The following is an 18,771-nucleotide window of genomic DNA, read 5'->3' on the forward strand; positions in this document are numbered from 1 at the left end:
GTCGTCCTTGTCGGCGCGCCCCTGAACGATGATCCCGGGGCAAATTCCGGTTATATCTATCTCTACAGACCGGATGGTTCCGGTGGTTACTCCGAGCAGATTCTGAATGCTTCCATTCCAATTGCCGGGGTCCAGTATGGATACTCCGTTGCGCTCAACAACTCGGAGGTAGCGGTCGTTGGATCCTTTGACCGCAACCAGGTTCATGTATACCAGCCTGACGGCAATGGCGGACATTTCGAAACCAAACTATTGCCGGCCGGCACTCTTTACTCTGATCTTTTCGGGCACAGCGTCGCCATTAACGAAAGCGGTGTGATTGCCGTTGGAGCGATCGGAGATGATGACAAGGCGGCCAATGCCGGAGCGGTCTATGTGTACACACCTGATGACTTTGGAGGCTACGATGAAGTCAAGCTGACAGCATCCGACGGTCTTGCACARGACAACTTTGGCTACTCCGTTGTTGTCGGAGATGGCGGGCACGTTGTCGTTGGCGCTTACAATGACGACGGCGTGGAAGTTAATCAGGGGGCCGTCTATGTCTTCACTCCAAATGGCAGCGGCGGCTATACGCAAACCAAACTGACGGCTTCCGATGCGGATGAAACGGATCAATTCGGGCACGCAAGCGCTGTCAATGCATCCGGAACAGTTGTTGTCGGCGTTCCATTGGCAGATGTTGGCGGCATAACCAATTCGGGTGCGATCTACGTTTACGAGCCTGACGGTTCAGGCGGTTACGCAGAAACCAGAATTGTCGCTCTGGATGTCTATCCCGACGACAGATTTGGATATTCTCTCGACATCAATGACAATGGCACCATTGTTGCCGGCGCCTACAACAACGACGATGCGGGCGCAAACTCGGGAAGCGCCTATGTGTTTGTCCCGGACGGGGCTGGCGGTTACACCCAGTACAAGCTGACCGCTCCGGATGCCGCCGCCGCTGACAAGTTCGGCATCTCTGTCTCAATCAATTCNGGCGGCATAACCAATTCGGGTGCGATCTACGTTTACGAGCCTGACGGTTCAGGCGGTTACGCAGAAACCAGAATTGTCGCTCTGGATGTCTATCCCGACGACAGATTTGGATATTCTCTCGACATCAATGACAATGGCACCATTGTTGCCGGCGCCTACAACAACGACGATGCGGGCGCAAACTCGGGAAGCGCCTATGTGTTTGTCCCGGACGGGGCTGGCGGTTACACCCAGTACAAGCTGACCGCTCCGGATGCCGCCGCCGCTGACAAGTTCGGCATCTCTGTCTCAATCAATTCAGATGGTGTCGTCAGCATAGGTGCTCAGGCAGGAGACGGAACTGTCGCAGACACCGGAGCCGTCTACACCTTCGTGCCCAATGGCGATGGCGACTACGTCGGATACGATGGGACTGTCTACGGGGGAGTGGCCTCTGCCGGGTTAAACATCAATGGCACCGGAGTAGACAATTCCCTCATTGGCGGTGCTTCTGACGACACCATAAGCGGTTTCGCTGGCAACGACACCATCGCCGGAGCCTCTGGTGACGATGTTCTGTCCGGAGGATCGGGCAACGACACCTTTGTGTTCCGCGATGGTGACACCGGTCATGACACTATATCCGGCTTTACCGCGGGTGCTGGAGTTGGCGACGTTCTTGAGTTCGAGACCACCATCTTCAATGATTATGCCAGTGTGCTTGCCGCAGCTGCAGATGTTGGCGGTGATGTCGTCATCACGGTTGATGCGAATACATCCGTCAAACTGGAAGGCGTGACGACTGCAAGCCTTCATCAGGATGATTTCCAGTTCGTCTGATTTCCGACAGGCATCGTAGTCTCGGGAGGCGCTGCCAATGTGCCTCCCAAGCCAGTTTCTTGTTTGATGTGCATCGGCAAGATTCCCGCGACGATTTTCCCGGCTGGGAAGGAGCGGAAGAGCATGAAGGCATCGACGTTTTCGGGACCGCAGAAAGCGCTCATCGTGAAACTCGGGGAACGTCATTCGATTTCGTATGGCGGAAGCACTGACCAGCGTGTCACGTGCCTGGTCACCTTGTCGGGCAACTGCGTCAACGTCTCAACTTCTTCCCGGGTCAGCAAAACCAGGCAAATCAGCGCTGTCCATTCAGGACGCGTGAGGCCAAATTCATACTCGGTGTTGAAGCTGTGTCTAACAACTGAGGCCGCCCCGAAGGACGGCCTCTCTGCGGTTACACGTTTTTTGAACCGCCGCTCAGAGCTTGTCGGTGACCGCCGTGGAGGTGGCGCCTTCCGGCTCCTTGGTGATGACCGGGTCCGAGCCGCCGGACAGAAGCGACTTCACCGTGCGCTCGTAGGCCGACATGTCCAGCGTTCCATCGGAACCGTCGACCAGCTTGTTGATCTCGCCGACCATGCGGATCTGGTGTTTCTCGGTCTGGGCACCAGTGGCGTCGTTTTCAAGAACGATCTCCGCAGCTTCTTCCGGGTGTTCGGCGGCATAGGCCCAACCCTTCATGGAAGCCTTCACGAAACGCGTCAGCTTGTCGACCATGGCGGGATCCTCAAGGCTGGATTCCAGCACATAGAGCCCGTCTTCCAGCGTCGCGACACCTTGGTCCTCGTATTTGAAGACAATCAGGTCTTCTTCCGGGATGCCGGCATCAATCACCTGCCAGTATTCATTGTAGGTCATGGTGGAGATGCAGTCGGCCTGCTTTTGCAACAGCGGGTCGACGTTGAAGCCCTGCTTGAGCACGGTCACGCCGCCGTCACTGCCGTCTGTCGGGATGCCGAGATGGCTCATCCAGGACAGGAACGGATATTCGTTGCCGAAGAACCAGACACCGAGGGTCCGGCCCTTGAAGTCTTCCGGGGACGTGATCCCGGATTCTTTCAGGCAGGTCAGCATCATGCCGGACTTCTTGAACGGCTGGGCGATGTTGACGAGCGGAACGCCCTTTTCACGCGACGCCAGCGCCGACGGCATCCAGTCGATGATTACATCGGCTCCGCCACCGGCGATCACCTGCGGAGGCGCGATGTCCGGGCCACCCGGCTTGATGGTCACGTCAAGGCCTTCCTCATCGTAGAAACCCTTGTCTTCCGCTACATAATAGCCGGCAAACTGGCCCTGTGTGACCCATTTGAGCTGCAGCGTGAGTTCGTCCGCAGCCTGCGCCGCGCCCGATGTCAGGCCCGCTCCCAAAACGGACGCGAGCGCCAGACTTTTCAATGCCTTCATTACCATTCCCCTACTTGTTATGGGCAGAACCTACCGGCTCGCCCTCTCTGGAACTTTAAACCATCCGACGGCCCGATCTTGCGGCGCTTCCCATGCACCATGCCGGCTGCCCGTCTTTCGATCACAACTATAACATCCCCCGTTCGCTCGAAAGCGGGTTGTTATGGTCACTTTGAAATCGCCCGGGCGTTTGCTTGCCTGCGCCCATCGCTGACCAATTGGTCAAGAAAATCTAGGAAGCTGCCACCACACTGGTCAAGGTTATTTTTTAGCCATACCGTTTATGTGGTGAACACAAGTGTCCTCACGCCGGCAGATGCCGCGGAGCCGACCTGACGTTTTCACGGATTTTCTCAAGCAGATCCCTGCGGTCCTGACTGCCGTCCACCGCATAATTGAGATTCCTGAACAGGGATGTCTGTTCGGTGAAGAACCGCCGGACCGCGTCCTTGCCGTCAAAGGCAAAACCGGTTCTGGCGATCTGGTAGACGAGGTCGAAGGTTTCCTGCTGGCGCGCCAGGGGAGCGGACACATCCACGTCATCATAGGCGTCCTGCTGAAGATATGCCATGTCGAGAAACAGCGCCTTCTGCTGCACGACGAAATCCCCGGTCGAAACGCCCTCCTCTCCGGTGACCTGCATCATGCGGGTGATCTCGTCCCCCTTCCTGAGCAAGTCGATCATCTCCTCCACCCTGGGCACCCAGTCGGGACCGATATTCTCGTCATACCAGTCGGCGAGCTGCGTGTGGTAGCGCGACCAGGACAGCAGGGGGTCCACCGCCGGATAGAAGCGCTTGTAGGCGCGCTCCGAGGACAGACCCAGGAATGTCTTGACCGTTCCGAGCGTCGACTGGGTGACCGGTTCCTCGAAATTGCCGCCCGCGGGCGAAACGGTGCCGATCATGGTGAGACTGCCGGTTTCCCCGGTCGCGGTTCTCAGGACACCGGCGCGCTCATAGACACCCTTGATGGCGGAATCCAGATAGGCCGGGAAGGCTTCTTCTCCCGGTATCTCCTCGAGACGCCCGGAGGTTTCACGCATCGCCTGCGCCCAGCGCGAGGTGCTGTCGGCGATCAGCAGAACGTCATAGCCCATCTGGCGATAATATTCGCCCAGCGTGATGCCGGTATAGATCGACGCCTCACGCGCGGCGACGGGCATGGAAGACGTGTTGCAGATGATCACCGTCCGGTCCATCAGCGTCCCGTGACCGGAAGGATCCGGCTGCTGCGGGAATTCGGTGATGGTCTCGACAACCTCGCCAGCACGCTCGCCGCAAGCGACAACGATGACGATATTGACCGCCGAGAACCGTGAGATCAGCGACTGGAGCACCGTTTTGCCGGCGCCGAACGGACCTGGAATACAGCCCATGCCACCGCGTGCGATCGGAAAGAACGTATCGATCAGACGCAGGGTGGTGACCAGAGGCTCATTCGGATAGAGCCGTTCGCATTGCCCCTCCCTGACCAACCTTTCGGGAATGGCACGGCGCACCGGCCAGTGCTGAACCATGGTCAGGTCGCGGGTGTCGCCCCGCTCGTTGCGGAGTGTGGCGACAACCTCGTTGATCGTGAAGGCCCCTTCACGCACCCGCTCCACCGTCCAGCTTCCGGTAAGAGAGAACGGAACCATGATCTTGTGCTCGAAACGGCCTTCGGGAACCGTGCCGAGCGCATCTCCTGCCCTGACCGGGTCACGGGATTTGACCTTGGGCTCGAAGGCCCATTTGCGATTCTGATCGAGCGCGTTGGTGAGAACGCCGCGTGGCAGGAAGAAGCCGTATTCGGCGGCAATATCCGCAAGCGGGTTCTGCAGACCGTCGAACACCGTGCTGAGCAGGCCGGGTCCGAGCGCCACGGACAGCATCTCGCCGCTCTGGATCACCCGGTCGCCGACACGCACGCCGGCGGTGCTTTCGAAGACCTGGGCTTCTGCGGTGCTGCCGCGCACGCGCAGCACTTCCGCCTTCAGATATTCGCGCGGCTTGCCGTCCCGTTCCGGGCCATGGGGAATGATGTAAACAACTTCGTTCTTGATCAGCGGCGCATCGTCGAGTGGGGCAAGGGTCACCAGGTCGTCCTGCACGGCGACGATCCGGGCGGTCGGTTCGGGAAGCTGAGCGTGGCTGGTCATGAAGTGGCTCCCTGAAGGGCTGAAGAGCTGTCCGCGAATAAACCCTGGCCGGGGGGAGGTTCGTCGGCGGCGGCCTCATCGGGCGGGCTTGAACCGCCAAGCGCAGCAGTCACCAGAAGCTGCAGCCGCTCACGGGCCGCATCCTCGCTGTAACGCGACCAGCGTTCGACGATGACCCAGCGCAACACATAGATCGCCACGGCCTCGAAATCGAATTCATGCAGCATTCCGTATTGATCGAGCTGACGAAAAATCTGCGTCAGGCTGAGGCGTTCCATGGCGATGTGATCACCCGATTGCATCAGACGGTGCGCTTCCACGACCCAGGGCATGAAATTGCCGAGGCCCAGACCCGGATCGCTCCAATGCTTCGCGATTCGGCCGCACCAGCGGCCGAAGCCCCAGTTTTCAATATCGCCCGCGCTGTCCTGCCCCTCCCGGCGGCGGCGCAGCGCGGCAATCACGGTGCGTGTCTCCATGCGGGCACCAACAAGATTCTGAAGATCGGGGTAAGCCTTCAGATGCGCGATTGCGTTGCGCGCGCTATCGAGGACTTCGCTGTCCCGGTTATGGCGGGCCACGCCAGCCCAGGCGGTCACTTCCATAAGTTCCCGCAGCAGGTGCGAATGTTCGGGCTGAAGCATCGTCAGCCGCTGCTTCAACCGGAACTCCGAAATCGGCACCTCCTTGCGGGTGAACATCTTGCCCAGATGCGGCAGGCTGGTGACCAGCATGATATATTGGTGCGACCGGGACATCCTTACCTCAGGACCCCTTCCATGACGGCACGCAGACGTGGCTGAAGATGCCGCTTCAGCAGCGCCGCGATCGCCTCGCCGGTCAGATCGATGCAAACGTCCCTGTCCGTAAGCTTGACCTTTATCCCGTCAAGACCCGGCGCGGTGGAGAAGGTCACACCTTCACGCAGAACGTCTCCGGCAAGCGCAATGACAAAATGCGTCAGGGTGCCGGGTTCAACCGCTTCAGGCGACTGTTTCAGCTCCTCGAACGAGATGACCTTTTCCGGCAGCACGATTTCCATCGGCTCGGTTTCGCTGACGGCCGCGTTTTCCCTGGCGTTGGCCGCCATGGCCAGAATGAGCTTCTGCAGGAAGGTTTCATCGGCAAGCGTCGTCGCCACCAGCCGGCTCGCTTCCTGCTGGATCCGCTCACCGAGTTCGTTGCGCAGGCTGAGAACCAGGTCCCGGGAGGCGACTTTCAGGCCGTCCTTGGTTGCCGCCGTCTCCCTGGCCGCCTCGGCGCGCGCCTCCGACAGCAGCCCGTCGGCTTTTTGCCGGGCGGCGAATACGATTTCTTCCGCCTTCGCCGTCGCCTGGGCGCGTATTTCCTCGCCCTCGGACTGTCCGGCTGACACGCCCTCGGCCTTGAGGCGCTCTATCAGCGCCTGGACGCCCGCGCCGGCGGCATTTTCAAGGTCATCCGCCGCGTCATGTTTGGACATTACCGCCTCCTATTGAGAACAACCTGAGTGCATAATTTTATGTGTCCGTACCCTAAGCCGGGATCGAGCCCGCCAGAACCAGTGCGAACACCAGGGCGAAGACCGAGAAACCTTCCAGCACTGCGGCGGGAGCCAGCGATATCCCGAAGATCTCCGGCTTGGCCTTGGAGGCGTTGATGGCGGAGGCCAGCACCTCTCCCTGGCGGATACCGGTCAAAAGCATCGTGGCGCCGGAGAGAACCCCGATCCCGAACAACGCCGCGCCGTTCGCCGCCCCGATGTCGGGTCGTTGCAGGGTGAACATGATCACGATGCCATAGATCACCTGTGAGGACGGCATCAGAGACACGCCGACGAAGCGGCCGTAGCCACCATCGCTGTCCAGCATGGCTCCGATGGCGGCGCTTCCTGCAAGCGTGCACCCCCAGGAACTGCCGATCGCACCAAATGCGACAGGTGCGTAAAGCCCGAACCAACCGAGAACTACAATGAATTCGTTCACAGGCGTGTCTCCTCTTTCCTGAAGGGACGGAATGGGGTGCCTTCGTCCTTCAGACCCCAATTGAAAAATTCTATGACATTCAGCCGCAATCCGTGCACACAGCCGGCAATCAGCCCGAGCGCGATATTGATCGCGTGACCGATGGCCAGAACCAGGATGGCGATCAGTATCCCGACGCCCGGAACAGCACCGTTCAACTGGCCTGACAGGGTGTTGATCGTCTCGCCAAGCGAGGCTGCCGCCAGCGCCAGTGCAAAGAGACGCATGTAGCTGAGGACGTCGGAAAACATGTTGATGAACCGGGTGAGAGACGTGAGCCCGTCGAAGATGCGTAAAGCACCGGTCTTCAGGGAATTGACCTTTCGGTCGCTGCCGAAGATCCCCACGATCAGAAGACCGGCGACAACCGCTCCCGGCCCTGCAGTTTCCAGAGGCGTCCCCTGGCCGAGGTAGGTGGCCAGTCCACCGAGCGCCACCAGACACCAGCCGGCGGGCTGGAGCCGGCCGCTCAGCGTGTTTTCATGGCAGGCGCGCATGACGTTGGCCAGAACAACGTGCAGGACACCAATGCCGAGCGTGATTTTCATCATGACATCGACGTTCCCGAGAGGCAGGACGTCGAAATGCGCAAGGAAGCTCCCCTCAGGTGGCTTTACGCCGAAATAGCTTCCCGTCGCCACACCGAACACCGCCGTGGACACCGACAGCCAGATGGACATTGAGAACATCCGCCGGCCAAGAGCCGTGCCGGCGAAACGCCTGCGGAACAGAAAAAGCAGAGCCAGCAGCAGGAGGCCATAGCCCGCGTCCGTCATGATCATTCCGAAGAAGACGATGAACGAGACATAGACGACCGGGGAAGGGTCCCAGTCGCGGTAGCCGGGTGTCTGGTAGAATTCGACCAGATCCTCACCGGCGGCAAAGGATGGGTCGTTTTCCAGAAGTGTCGGCGGTGAGTCCTTCTCCGAAACCTCCTCGATGAGCGCCGCGACACCGATTTGGCCGGCGAGGTCCCTCACTTGCGCGATACGGTCCCGCCGTGCCCAGGCCTGAAGAACGAACACCCGGTCGGCGTCCGCCGTTTGGAGAGCAGCACGGCGGCGCGCGGCCCGGTCCCGCGCAGCGGCCAGATTTCGTGCCAGCACATAGCGCCATTTCGTCAGGACCTGGCGCTCAAGCTGGAGTTCCTCGAGTTTGATGGCCGCGGCTTCATAGCTGCGGTTCAGGGAGGAGAGCGTTTCAGAACCGACATGCACCCGCGGCACCGGCATGTCGCTGACCGGCGGCTCTTCAGGCGCCAGGAGCACGATATAGGCGCGATACCGGTCCCGATAGACAATTTCCAGAATCTTGTCCGACGGGTCGACCTTCTTGAGTTTTTCCAGGGGCACCACATAGAACCACAAACGATTGTGACCTATCTGCGCAAGATCGGTGAAGCTGAATTCTCCCCAGGGTTCGACATCCCGGATGCGGCGTGCGAGCCTGGCGACATGATCCTCGCAGTCCTTCATCGCAGCGCGGTTCTTCAAGGTCTGCTCGACAACGCCTTCGAGATCGAAACGATCCGGATCGGTGACCGGACGGAGCTGGGACGGACAGGCGACAAGCCACCGCAACGCTTCAACCGCTTCCCGTCCTCCGCCGGGCGGAATGGCCTCCAGCTCCTTTTGCACCGAAGCGAGCGGGATTAGATGCAGCGCCCCGAAGCGCTGTGTGGCCTCCAGGACCGCATCCTTGTCGTTCAGAACGCCTACAAGGCTCACCTTGACCAGGGGAACGATGCTCATAGCTCGGCCATCCTGGCACCGGCCGCGCGGGCGGCCGTCTTGCGTTTGGAGATCTTCGCGCGCACCACCGCGTCACGTTCCGCATCCGCCAGGGCCATGCGGATTTTCCGGATGTTGCGCTCGGCCTGCGGAATGAGCACCTTCTCGAACAGATTGACACGACGCGAGATCACGGCTTCCGCCTCCAGCAGCCGCCCGACCCGTTCCCTTGCGACCTCAAGCTCCAGGCTGAGCCGCAGCAGGTCCTTCATGCCCTCCACATAGGGATCGACCCAGTGAGGGCGCGCCAGCAGGGAATAGGGCCTCGTTTGAAGCTCGACGTCTTCAAGCGTTGGCAGAATGGTCCCGGAAAGGTTCTGTTCTCCCTTCACCAGCTTTCCGACCGTTACCAGGCCCTGAAGCGGCACAAGCCTGTTGGCGAGCATCGGCAGCGATGCCGCGATATCATCGAATTTTCGCTGATATTCGGCTTCCAGCCGCTTCACGGTTTCCCTTGCCCTGGCACGCTCGGCGACGATCTGAAGGCGCTTGAGTTCCAGCGACGGCAGGAAGCGGTTGTATTCCGCCAGTTGCGCGCTCTCCCTGGCAAGGGACGACTTGTTGAGCGCCAGCCTTGCCATCAGGCAGCCTCCCCGTTCGAGGATTTCACCGGTTGCCCCTCGTTCGGAAGGTATTTGTCGATCAGTGCCTGCTTCATCAGGAGCTGGTCGGGTTCGAAACAGTCCGCCAGGGTCCGCCAGCACAGATCCAGCGCCTCTTCCAGCGGTTTCGACACCTCGATGTCCATGAAGCGTTCCCGGAACAGGGCGCCGAACTTCAGCAGCTGGCGGTCATAGCCGGACAACTCGAAGGCCATCGACTGTTTCTGCTCCGCATCCCGCGCGCCCGAATAAAACCGGATCATGGTGTTCATGATCTGATTGTGATCCTCGCGGGTTACCTTGCCGATCACATGCTGCTTCAGACGCGAGAGCGAGCCGAAGGGATCGATGACACCGCTGTGCAGGTAGAACTGGCCCTCGGTGATGTAGCCGGTGTTGTCGGGCACGGGGTGGGTGACATCATTGCCCGGCATGGTCGTGACCGTCAGGATCGTCACCGAGCCCGCACCCTTGAAGTCACAGGCCTTTTCATAGCGGCGCGCGAGCTGGGAATAGAGGTCGCCCGGGTAGCCGCGGTTCGCCGGAACCCGTTCCATCGCGATGGAGACTTCCTTCAGCGCATCGGCGAAGGCCGTCATGTCGGTCAGCAGAACGAGGACCCGCTTGCCTTCCTCGACCGCGAATTTCTCGGCAACCGCCAGAGCCATGTCAGGAACCTGAAGTCGTTCGACCACCGGATCGGACGCCTGGTTGATGAACATCACAGTGCGCGGAAAGACGCCTGCGTCCTCGAGCTGTTTGCGGAAAAAGGCATAGTCGTCGAAAATCAGACCAAGGCCGCCGAAGACAACGATGTCGGCGTCGGCCTGAATCCCGATACGCGCCAGAAAGGGATTGTAGGGCTCCCCAGATACGGAAAAGATCGGGATCTTCTGGCTTTCCACCAGGCAGTTGAACACATCGATCATCGGCACATCCGTGCGGATCAGACGTGAAGCCAGAACGCGCTTCATCGGGTTGGCGGACGGGCCGCCGAGCGGAACGGACGGATCGCTCGACAAGTCCGGCCCCTGATCGATGGGATGACCGGCTCCGTCGAAAACCCTGCCGAGGATATTGCCCGAATAGGTGACCTTCGCCGCTTCGCCCAGAAATCGGACGGACGCATTGTTCGCCAGTCCCTTGGTGCCGGAATTCACCTGAAGAGACACCATTTCGCCGTCGATACTGATGACTTGCGCGAGAGACGTTTCGCCAATGCCAGGATCCACCAGCGCCAGATCACCCAAACAGGGATGCCCCTCCGACCCTGACCTGGAGGACGACACCGCAATCCGGATGATATCGCCAACGATATCGATAATTCGGCTATGGGAGACCAGCATCATCGTCCCCTGCGAATGGTCCTGTTAAGCGCAAGGATATCGGGTGTTTCGGCACCTCGATCACCTCTATGCGGAATTATATCTTAGGTGGGTACTTTGTCTGTTTGCAATCACAGTTACCCGGCACACCATCGATACCGTTCAACTCAAAGAAGGTTAAACGGGATGTTTTCGCCGGGATATGACCTGCATCAATGATCAGAACCGATCGGCCGGCAGTGTCTTGCGGGGTAAATATCGCGGGGTGAATTGTCTTTCTCACCTTCCGGGCGATTCTCTCCGGCCCGGCATTCCATGAAAAACCTCAAAGACGAACAAAACTTCCCCTACGGAAATTTATCTCCCCTGAAAATACTGAAATCGTGAATGAGGGCGACCTTCTAAATCAGATCGTAAATTTTACCCCTGCCGGGATCCCGATAGTTCATTCCTCTTCGGAATTCGGCAGATTCATGGCCGCAATTTTTCCAACATGCGCCGAAACTATTGACAGAATTTACATTCCTACAAGAATTACTATATCAATTATTAACTAGATACTTAATTTTTTAAGAAATTATGTAAACCTCCTTAATTTTCGCGACACTCTTAAGTAATATTAACGTTCATATTGAGTGTCAAAGTTAGATTAACCGGAAGTTGCACCCTACATTTTTGCTTCACATTTTTCTCAAAATGTTATTTTCTAGACTTAAAGATAGACTTATCTCGCAGTATTTCCGTCATGGTTCACTGGTTTAACATGTGATCGTGGACCAATTCGGATCAGGAGGACATGTTGACGGACCACGTGACACACCATCCACTCGACCTCACGGCTCCGCCTAAATCATCGACACAAGCCGGGACGGCTCAGGACAGCCGCGCCACCGCTGGCAGACCGCCCAACGTCAAGGCTCCGGTCCGCAGCGATCTTGGCACCATCCTGCTCCACTGGACGCTTGTGATCGCCATTTTTGTCAGTCTCCTGACAGGGCTCAGACTGTCCGCCGACGCGGAAGGTGCGTGGTTCTCCAAACTGTTCGAGCCGATCCTGCCCCAGGGCGAGATCTGGACATGGCACTACGTTTCCGCCGTCTTCGTGCTGGGACTGATTTTCGCCTATGCCGCCTATATGTCACTGGCGCGTCTGAAAAGGCGGGTTTCCTCCAAGAAAATTGTCGTCCTGACCCTGCCGGCCAGCAACAAGCTGCGTATCGCGGCGGTCAATGTCATCGCCTACTGGATCCTGTTCGCAGCCGTCATCACGCTATCGGCGACGGGGGTGCTTCTCTACATGGGCTACGGCGGCATTTGGGTCACCGTCCATTTTACCGCCGCCGTGGTCGTGCTGACCTATATTGGCGCTCATGTTGTGCTTCATTATTGCTATGGGGGGCTGGAGCAGCTTCTGCGCCTGTTCCGTCCGCAGACGTTGCGCCGGTTTCCCGGCATGGCGCGCCATCCTCTCGCAATCGCCACCGCTCTCGGTGCGGTCATCATCGCCGCCACCGTTTCGCTGGATTTCGGCACGAGGTCCGACCTTGTAGTCGCTCAGGCGGACGCCTTGCCGACGCTCGACGGAAATATGGACGATGCGCTCTGGCAAGCTGCCGAACCTGTGTTCGTCAGAACCCAGCAGGGGTCAAATCTTGACGGAGTCGGCGAATCCACCGTTGAAGTCCGCGCCGTTCAGGTTGGTGACAAGATCGCCTTCGGTTTTCGGTGGCAGGACCCCAACCGCTCCCTGAAACGGCACCCGCTCGTCAAGACTGAAGACGGGTGGCGCATGCTGAACAACCGCGCGGATATCTCTGACGAGACGGCTTACTATGAAGACAAGTTCTCCGTGGCCTTTTCGACCAATGACGTCTTTGGAGGCGGCGGTGCGACGCATATGGGTCCAAAACCGCTTGGCGACAAACCGTCAGCCTTGCACGGGCGCGGCTTGCATTACACCACCGACGGCAGCCTGGTCGACGTCTGGCAATGGAAAGCCTCGCGCGGCGGCATGCTGGGCAAAGTCGACGACATGTGGTTCGGTGCGCCCGTGGAGCCGAATGAGGCGCAGTTGGCCGGCAAGGGCCGCTACAGCGCCGGCTACAGTTCCGACGACGGCAAGGCCTTCTACGTCTACAACTACATAAGCGATCCGGAGACCCATTATCACGGCACCGTCGGTGTCCGGCGCCTTCCCATCGACTATGAGAAGACCGTAGCTCTCATGGGCAACATCGACCTTTCGGTGGAAGCCAGCGATGACCAGGGGTCCCAATGGTGGATGTTCGAGGAGGAAAGCGTTCCCTATTCCAAGGAAAAGGACGCCGAAATTCCCGTAGGCACGGTTCTTCCAGGCGTTCTGATCCAGGGCGAATATTCAGGCAATCGGGCCGACCTTGAGGGCGGCTCGGAATGGCAGGACGGCTATTGGACGCTTGAAGTCGTCCGCGATATGGATACAGGCAACGAAAAGGACCTGGCCATGAAGGACGGACTGTTCATGTGGTTGTCGGTCTTCGATCACAACCAGACCCGCCATACGCGGCACTCACGCCCGGTGCGGATGACTTTCAAATAACCTGCACCTGAACGAACCGGACCGCCACGCTTCACACCACGGACCCGCCAAACATGTCAAAGAGCACCTGCACCGTTACGATCAACGGCAAGAAGATCAAGGCCAACGTCGGGGACACCCTGATCGACGCAGGCCTCGGGGGACGTCTCGTCATCCCGCATGATTGCTGCTCCGGTCAGTGCGAAACCTGCCGGGTTCGCGTGCTGGATGGCGAGATCGACGACCTGGGAACGCGGGAAAAGAACACCGTGCTCGGATGCATTTCCGTGCTGACGGGTGACGCGGAGATCTCCTATGATCCCGTGCCGATCGTGAAAACGGCCAGGGGCGTCGTGGACTCCATCCGCGAAGTCAAGAAAGACTACCTGGAGGTTCGCATCCGCGTTGCACGGCCGGTCACCTGGCTTGCAGGCCAGTACCTGCGGGCCACGTTCGCGGGCTATCCGCCACGGGACTACAGTCCGACGACACCGCTCAACCTGGATGCGGAACAGGACATCATCGTCTTCCACATCAAGGTCTATCCCGACAGCGTCGTATCCTCGAAACTGGGAACCGGCATCGCAAAGGGCCACAGCGTCAAGCTTCACGGTCCCTTCGGCAACGCTTTCCTGCGGCGTCAGCCGGAACCGGTCATACTGACCTCAACCGGAACCGGGTTTGCTCCAATATGGTCGATTGCCGTTGCCGCGAGCATGGGTCAGCCGGGGCGGGAGATCCGTGTCATTGCCGGAGCCCGCACCCGAGACGGTCTTTACATGCGCGACGCAGTGCGCTGGCTGCGCAATCGCGGCGTTGCGATTTCACTGACGGCGAGCGACGGCGACGATGAGACCGTTCTCTCGGCACGTCCGCAGGACCTTGTCGGCGACCTGACCCCGGACCACGTCATCTATTCGGCGGGCGCGCCGACGCATGTGGAAGCGATGCGCGACCTGGCCCGCGAATCCGGCGCAACCTTCTATGCCGACCCGTTTTATATGGCTGAAGAAGACAAGGGCGTTCTTGCACTCGCCGGCGCCCTGCTAAGGAAGGCGGCAAACCCGTTCACTTCCACGACAGCGAGTTAGAGCGCGTCCATCAAATGGCGGACATTTGACCATAGTGATTTCGTCTTCAGAAAAGGCGGGGTGCGCGTTGTGGAGTCTCTCACCAAAAGAACGGGCCAACACAGTCCGTGGACGAAGTCGCCCGGCCCTTCGGGTGCCGGAAAGCAGCGCACCGGCAGCCTACTGGGCCGCCGTCGATATCACCTGGTCAATTGAGAAGATCAGTTCCTGGGCTTGCACAACCGGCATCGGACGTCCGAGATAATAGCCCTGCGCTTCGGTACAGCCGATGTCCACCAGCATGTCCAGAAGTTCCTTGGTCTCGACACCTTCGGCGGTTGTGGTCATATCGAGATCCTTTGCCAGCTCGATAATCGCCTTCACGATGGATTTTGAGTCGTCCGAATAGGCCATCGACCTGACGAAGGACTGGTCGATCTTGATCTTGTTGAACGGGAAGCGGCGCAGATAGCTGAGCGAGGAGTATCCGGTACCAAAGTCATCCATCGACACTTTGACCCCCAGCGACTGGGCCTGATGCAGGGCATTCAGAACGTCATCGGAATCGGAGAGAAGAACACCTTCCGTCACTTCCAGTTCAAGACGCTCCGCGCGCAAGCCGGAGGTGACAAGTGTTTCAATCAGCACCGGGCCGAAAGCGTGACCGCGCAGTTGCCGCGGCGACAGATTTACCGCCACACGCAGGTGCTGCGGCCAGTCCGCCGCAATGCGGCAGGCTTCCTTCAGAACCCATTCTCCCAGTGGGTTGATCAGGCCGGTGTCCTCGGCAAGCGGAATGAAGTCCGCCGGAGATACGAGCCCGCGGGTAGGATGGTTCCAGCGCACAAGGGCCTCGAAGCCGGAAATCGTGAAGCTTCTGAGGCAGTATTGGGGCTGAAAATAAAGCTCAAGTTCGCCGTTTCCGATCGCGTTGCGAAGATCGGTGATCAGTTCGCGCCGGTCCTTGACCGCAGTGCCCATGTCCGCCTCGAAGAAGCGGTAGGTGTTGCGTCCGTCTTCCTTGGCCCTGTAAAGTGCCAGATCGGCCTGTTTGAACAGCTCGTCTCCCGCCGTACCGTCTCCCATGGCGAGCGAGATCCCGATGCTCACGCCAATGACGATTTCATGATCGGCAATCTGGAACGGTTGCGACAACTCCCAGATAATCGTCTGGGCGAGTTCGTCGATCTCCTGCGCGGTGCAAGGCAGATCTGTAAGGATGGCGAATTCGTCGCCGCCGAGCCGGACGACAATTTCCCTGTCGCCGACAATCGCCTTGAGCCGTACCGCGACCTGCCGCAAAAGTTCGTCGCCAATAGGATGGCCGAGAGCATCGTTTACGGTCTTGAACTCATCCAGGTCGAGGCACAGGATCGCAAACTCGCCACCTTCAACCCGCTGACGTTTCAGGAGCGCCTGTTTCTGCTCGCGGAATTCCATTCTGTTCGGCAATTGGGTCAGGATGTCGTGGCGGGCGAGATAGGCCAGCCGGTCCCGGGCTTCCTGGCGTTCCGTGATGTCTTCGGAAATAGCCACCCAGCCACCGTCGGACAGCGGCTGGCGCGTGGTCAGAACGATCCGGCCGGAACGGATTCTCACCATCTCCGTACTTTGCGTTCCCGCCTTCTGCTTGCGCTCCGCGGATGACGCGCCGGGGCTCGCGGCCTTCGATTTCTCCGGCTCGATCGTTTCGAGATTCTGGAGTGCGGAAAGTTCGGCCGCCGTCATACCCGGCTTGATGCCATTCGGCTCCAGTTCGAAGAGTTCCAGGTAACGCTGGTTCGAAACAATCAGTTTGCCGTCCGCGTCGAACATGCACAGGCCGTGGGACATGTTGCTGAGGGCGGCATCGAAGAGGATGTTCTGTTCGCGGAGCCGGGTTTCCTGGGATTTCAGGATCAGGTTCTTCTCGCTCACCCTGAGGCGCAGTGCGTCCCGTTCCTTGACGGATCGTTGCAGGGAAACGACAGAGCGTGCGATATCGCCCACTTCGTCACTGCGCTCGGTGCCGACCACCTTGCTTTCGAAATCACCGTCGGGGATACCGGATAGAACGCGGGTTATGTTTGTCAGCGGGCGGGTGACCTGACGAGCCAGAAGAAACGCGACACTGGCGAATGCCACGAGCGTCAGAAGACCGAAGAGCAAAAGCCATTTGAGCAGTTTCGCTTCCTCTTCGATCCCGATCCTTGTGAGTTCATTCTGGGTTTCCGTAAGAGCCTCGATCGGCATCATCGCACATATCGACAGCGGCAGAACCGGCACGCCGCATTCGATGACCCTTTCACCGTTGGATGTCAGGCTCGGCCTGTCGGACCAGCTGAGGAGATCGGATTCATTGCCGAGGAAATTCGCCCGCGAGATAATTCTCTCGTCGTAGATGATGGCCAGCTCGAAGGCATTGATCTGGGCAAGATCCACCAGCAGGGTTTCTTCCGGACGCAGCCAGCGCTGTGCCAGAAGCCCTCCGATTACATAACCGAATTCGTCAAAGACCGGTACGAAGATGATCTGGGACACCACGTTGACGTTGTCGTCCGGAACGAACACCTTCGTGTCGGCGATGGGCAGTATTTTCGAGATGGTAAGTTTCTCGCCGGGGTAACTTGCCTTCAAGGACCGGACCATGTCGGAATAGAAGCTGAAGCCCTCGACCTTCGATCCCAACGTCACGAGATCCGCGTCATAGGATGAGGCACCAATGACCCTTGCCTCATCGTCCAGAACGATAATCCCGTCGACATTCGCCAAATTGGCGGCCGGACCGAGCAACTCGGACATGGCGACGACATTCCGGGACGCGATGGCCGTTGCGGTGTCGGCGCGCTCGGCGATCGAGTTCAATCGCCGGAGCCTGTCCTCAAACAGAAATTCCAGACGCGTTCCGGCGAGTTCCACATCGGCTGAGAGTTTTTCCTGCAGACCCGTCTGCGACAGTTGCAGCAGTTCGGTCTCCTGGCGGGCCATGCTGCCCTCAAGCTGATAAGCCACCAGTCCAATCAGTCCGGCAAACGCGCATAGCGCTGTAAAAACAGCGCCGTAAGTGTAATGCCAAAGAATAGACGAGTGACGTATCATGTTCACACTTGACGCTATTTAAGAACCGGCACACCGCCAAAGTCACGGATCTGGCTGCGCGCCTTATCGGACTGGGCGTATTCGATGAATGCCTTCATCTGGTCATCCATGGTGCCGTCCTTGTAGATCAGAGCCAGCGTGACGGCACTTGGGTAGCTGTCGTCTGTCGGATGACTTTCATCGATCTCGAGAACGTTAAGTCCATCTTCGAGGGGAAGGGAATAAGGGCCGAACGCGATAGCGCCTTCAACCTCGCGGGCACTTGAAATCGCATCCTGTGTGGTGAGTGCCGTTTTGGAGCGCGGTGAAAAGGCCAGATCATTCCAACCGGGCATGGAGCCGCGCAGCACCTGCAGCGTGCTGTCGGCATCCTCCCGCCGAACGAGTCTGACCCGCAAATCCGCGCCACCGACTTCTGCCCAATTCGTAACTTCACCGGTATATATTTTTACGAGTTCTTCACTTGTCAGGCCTTTAATTCCGGTAGAGGGATGCGTGAAAACAGCGCTCGGAATTCTGGCGATCGGAAGGTAGATCAAACCATATTGGACTTCGCTGTCCTTCAAGGGCCGTGCAACCCGGCCGAGCCGTTCCGCACCGGAGCTGACCGCCGCAATTCCACCTCCTGAGCCTATGCTCGGAGGGATCGACAACTCAATGTCAGGATAAGAAGCTGAAAAGCCATTGCCGATCTCCCGAAGCATTTCAAGGCCGTCACCCGTGCCGACGACCTTGAGGCCGGAATCGGCGACCGCAGCCGGGGTGTGCTGCAGAAGTGCGCCAAGCGACAATACCAGGGCGAATGTCAAAGCTTTCATATATACCACCTAATCTTGTTCACACTCGCTAATCTAGCATATTCAAGTTAACTAAAAGCTAAAACCGGGCTAGAATTTGTAGTAAAAGTGAAATTTTCGTGGTAATCAGAAATACAACTTAATTTTTCTTCTGGTTGTATATTTGATCTATGCAAAAATTATTTGCCCTCGGGCGACA

The 18,771-nt window shown here is 58.7% G+C and carries 12 protein-coding genes; 2 read left to right on the forward strand and 10 right to left on the reverse strand.

The features are described 5' to 3' along the window. Positions 1 to 2,220: 2,220 nt before the first annotated feature. From OA90_RS18475 to OA90_RS18510, 8 genes are all read right to left on the reverse strand, one after another. Positions 2,221 to 3,210 (reverse strand): ABC transporter substrate-binding protein, encoded by a 990-nt coding sequence (locus OA90_RS18475; protein WP_068415441.1) that lies wholly within the window; start codon positions 3,208 to 3,210, stop codon positions 2,221 to 2,223. 304 nt (positions 3,211 to 3,514) lie between these two features. After that, entirely contained in the window at positions 3,515 to 5,350 is a 1,836-nt protein-coding gene (locus OA90_RS18480; protein ID WP_068415444.1) for a V-type ATP synthase subunit A, read from the reverse strand. Next, the gene (locus OA90_RS18485) at positions 5,347 to 6,108 is read right to left on the reverse strand and encodes a hypothetical protein (protein ID WP_068415447.1); all 762 of its coding nucleotides are present in this window, start codon (positions 6,106 to 6,108) and stop codon (positions 5,347 to 5,349) included. Before OA90_RS18485 ends, OA90_RS18480 begins: the two co-directional genes overlap by 4 nt. A gap of 2 nt (positions 6,109 to 6,110) precedes the next feature. Continuing rightward, positions 6,111 to 6,812, reverse strand: a complete 702-nt coding sequence (locus OA90_RS18490; protein ID WP_068415450.1) for a hypothetical protein — start codon at positions 6,810 to 6,812, stop codon at positions 6,111 to 6,113. 52 nt (positions 6,813 to 6,864) lie between these two features. Then, positions 6,865 to 7,314: an ATP synthase subunit C gene (locus tag OA90_RS18495; RefSeq protein WP_068415452.1), complete on the reverse strand. Its 450-nt coding sequence runs from the start codon at positions 7,312 to 7,314 to the stop codon at positions 6,865 to 6,867. Continuing rightward, a complete protein-coding gene (locus OA90_RS18500) occupies positions 7,311 to 9,104 on the reverse strand; it encodes a V-type ATP synthase subunit I (RefSeq protein ID WP_068415458.1) in 1,794 nt (597 codons plus the stop codon). Before OA90_RS18500 ends, OA90_RS18495 begins: the two co-directional genes overlap by 4 nt. Further along, a complete protein-coding gene (locus tag OA90_RS18505; RefSeq protein WP_068415460.1) occupies positions 9,101 to 9,724 on the reverse strand; it encodes a V-type ATP synthase subunit D in 624 nt (207 codons plus the stop codon). The genes OA90_RS18500 and OA90_RS18505 overlap by 4 nt, the downstream gene beginning before the upstream one ends. Continuing rightward, the gene (locus OA90_RS18510) at positions 9,724 to 11,091 is read right to left on the reverse strand and encodes a V-type ATP synthase subunit B (RefSeq protein ID WP_082837142.1); all 1,368 of its coding nucleotides are present in this window, start codon (positions 11,089 to 11,091) and stop codon (positions 9,724 to 9,726) included. Before OA90_RS18510 ends, OA90_RS18505 begins: the two co-directional genes overlap by 1 nt. A 775-nt stretch (positions 11,092 to 11,866) precedes the next feature. Between OA90_RS18510 and OA90_RS18515 the strand changes: the two genes are divergently transcribed. Then, complete coding sequence (locus OA90_RS18515) at positions 11,867 to 13,648, forward strand: ethylbenzene dehydrogenase-related protein (protein WP_068415465.1); 1,782 nt, start codon at positions 11,867 to 11,869, stop codon at positions 13,646 to 13,648. Positions 13,649 to 13,701: 53 nt separating this feature from the next. Beyond that, positions 13,702 to 14,718 carry a 2Fe-2S iron-sulfur cluster-binding protein gene (locus OA90_RS18520; RefSeq protein ID WP_068415473.1) on the forward strand — a complete coding sequence of 339 codons (1,017 nt, stop codon included), beginning with the start codon at positions 13,702 to 13,704 and terminating at the stop codon, positions 14,716 to 14,718. Positions 14,719 to 14,877: 159 nt separating this feature from the next. Here the strand turns inward: OA90_RS18520 and OA90_RS18525 are convergent, their stop codons facing one another. Together OA90_RS18525 and OA90_RS18530 are read right to left on the reverse strand one after the other, a co-directional pair. Next, positions 14,878 to 17,664, reverse strand: coding sequence for an EAL domain-containing protein (locus tag OA90_RS18525; protein WP_208986188.1), 2,787 nt, complete (start codon positions 17,662 to 17,664; stop codon positions 14,878 to 14,880). A 125-nt stretch (positions 17,665 to 17,789) separates the two neighbouring features. Further along, positions 17,790 to 18,593 (reverse strand): substrate-binding domain-containing protein, encoded by an 804-nt coding sequence (locus OA90_RS18530; RefSeq protein WP_068415479.1) that lies wholly within the window; start codon positions 18,591 to 18,593, stop codon positions 17,790 to 17,792. Positions 18,594 to 18,771 lie beyond the last annotated feature (178 nt).

The sequence above is a fragment of the Labrenzia sp. OB1 genome (assembly GCF_001624695.1).
Lineage (GTDB): Bacteria > Pseudomonadota > Alphaproteobacteria > Rhizobiales > Stappiaceae > Roseibium.

What these genes read in the sequence shown, in the direction of transcription:
- OA90_RS18530 (WP_068415479.1), bottom strand. Translation starts at nt 18,593, where the DNA reads ATGAAAGCTTTGACATTCGCCCTGGTATTGTCGCTTGGCGCACTTCTG.
- OA90_RS18505 (WP_068415460.1), bottom strand. Translation starts at nt 9,724, where the DNA reads ATGGCAAGGCTGGCGCTCAACAAGTCGTCCCTTGCCAGGGAGAGCGCG.
- OA90_RS18485 (WP_068415447.1), bottom strand. Translation starts at nt 6,108, where the DNA reads ATGTCCCGGTCGCACCAATATATCATGCTGGTCACCAGCCTGCCGCAT.
- OA90_RS18480 (WP_068415444.1), bottom strand. Translation starts at nt 5,350, where the DNA reads ATGACCAGCCACGCTCAGCTTCCCGAACCGACCGCCCGGATCGTCGCC.
- OA90_RS18520 (WP_068415473.1), top strand. Translation starts at nt 13,702, where the DNA reads ATGTCAAAGAGCACCTGCACCGTTACGATCAACGGCAAGAAGATCAAG.
- OA90_RS18525 (WP_208986188.1), bottom strand. Translation starts at nt 17,664, where the DNA reads ATGGCCCGCCAGGAGACCGAACTGCTGCAACTGTCGCAGACGGGTCTG.
- OA90_RS18475 (WP_068415441.1), bottom strand. Translation starts at nt 3,210, where the DNA reads ATGAAGGCATTGAAAAGTCTGGCGCTCGCGTCCGTTTTGGGAGCGGGC.
- OA90_RS18490 (WP_068415450.1), bottom strand. Translation starts at nt 6,812, where the DNA reads ATGTCCAAACATGACGCGGCGGATGACCTTGAAAATGCCGCCGGCGCG.
- OA90_RS18500 (WP_068415458.1), bottom strand. Translation starts at nt 9,104, where the DNA reads ATGAGCATCGTTCCCCTGGTCAAGGTGAGCCTTGTAGGCGTTCTGAAC.
- OA90_RS18510 (WP_082837142.1), bottom strand. Translation starts at nt 11,091, where the DNA reads ATGCTGGTCTCCCATAGCCGAATTATCGATATCGTTGGCGATATCATC.
- OA90_RS18515 (WP_068415465.1), top strand. Translation starts at nt 11,867, where the DNA reads ATGTTGACGGACCACGTGACACACCATCCACTCGACCTCACGGCTCCG.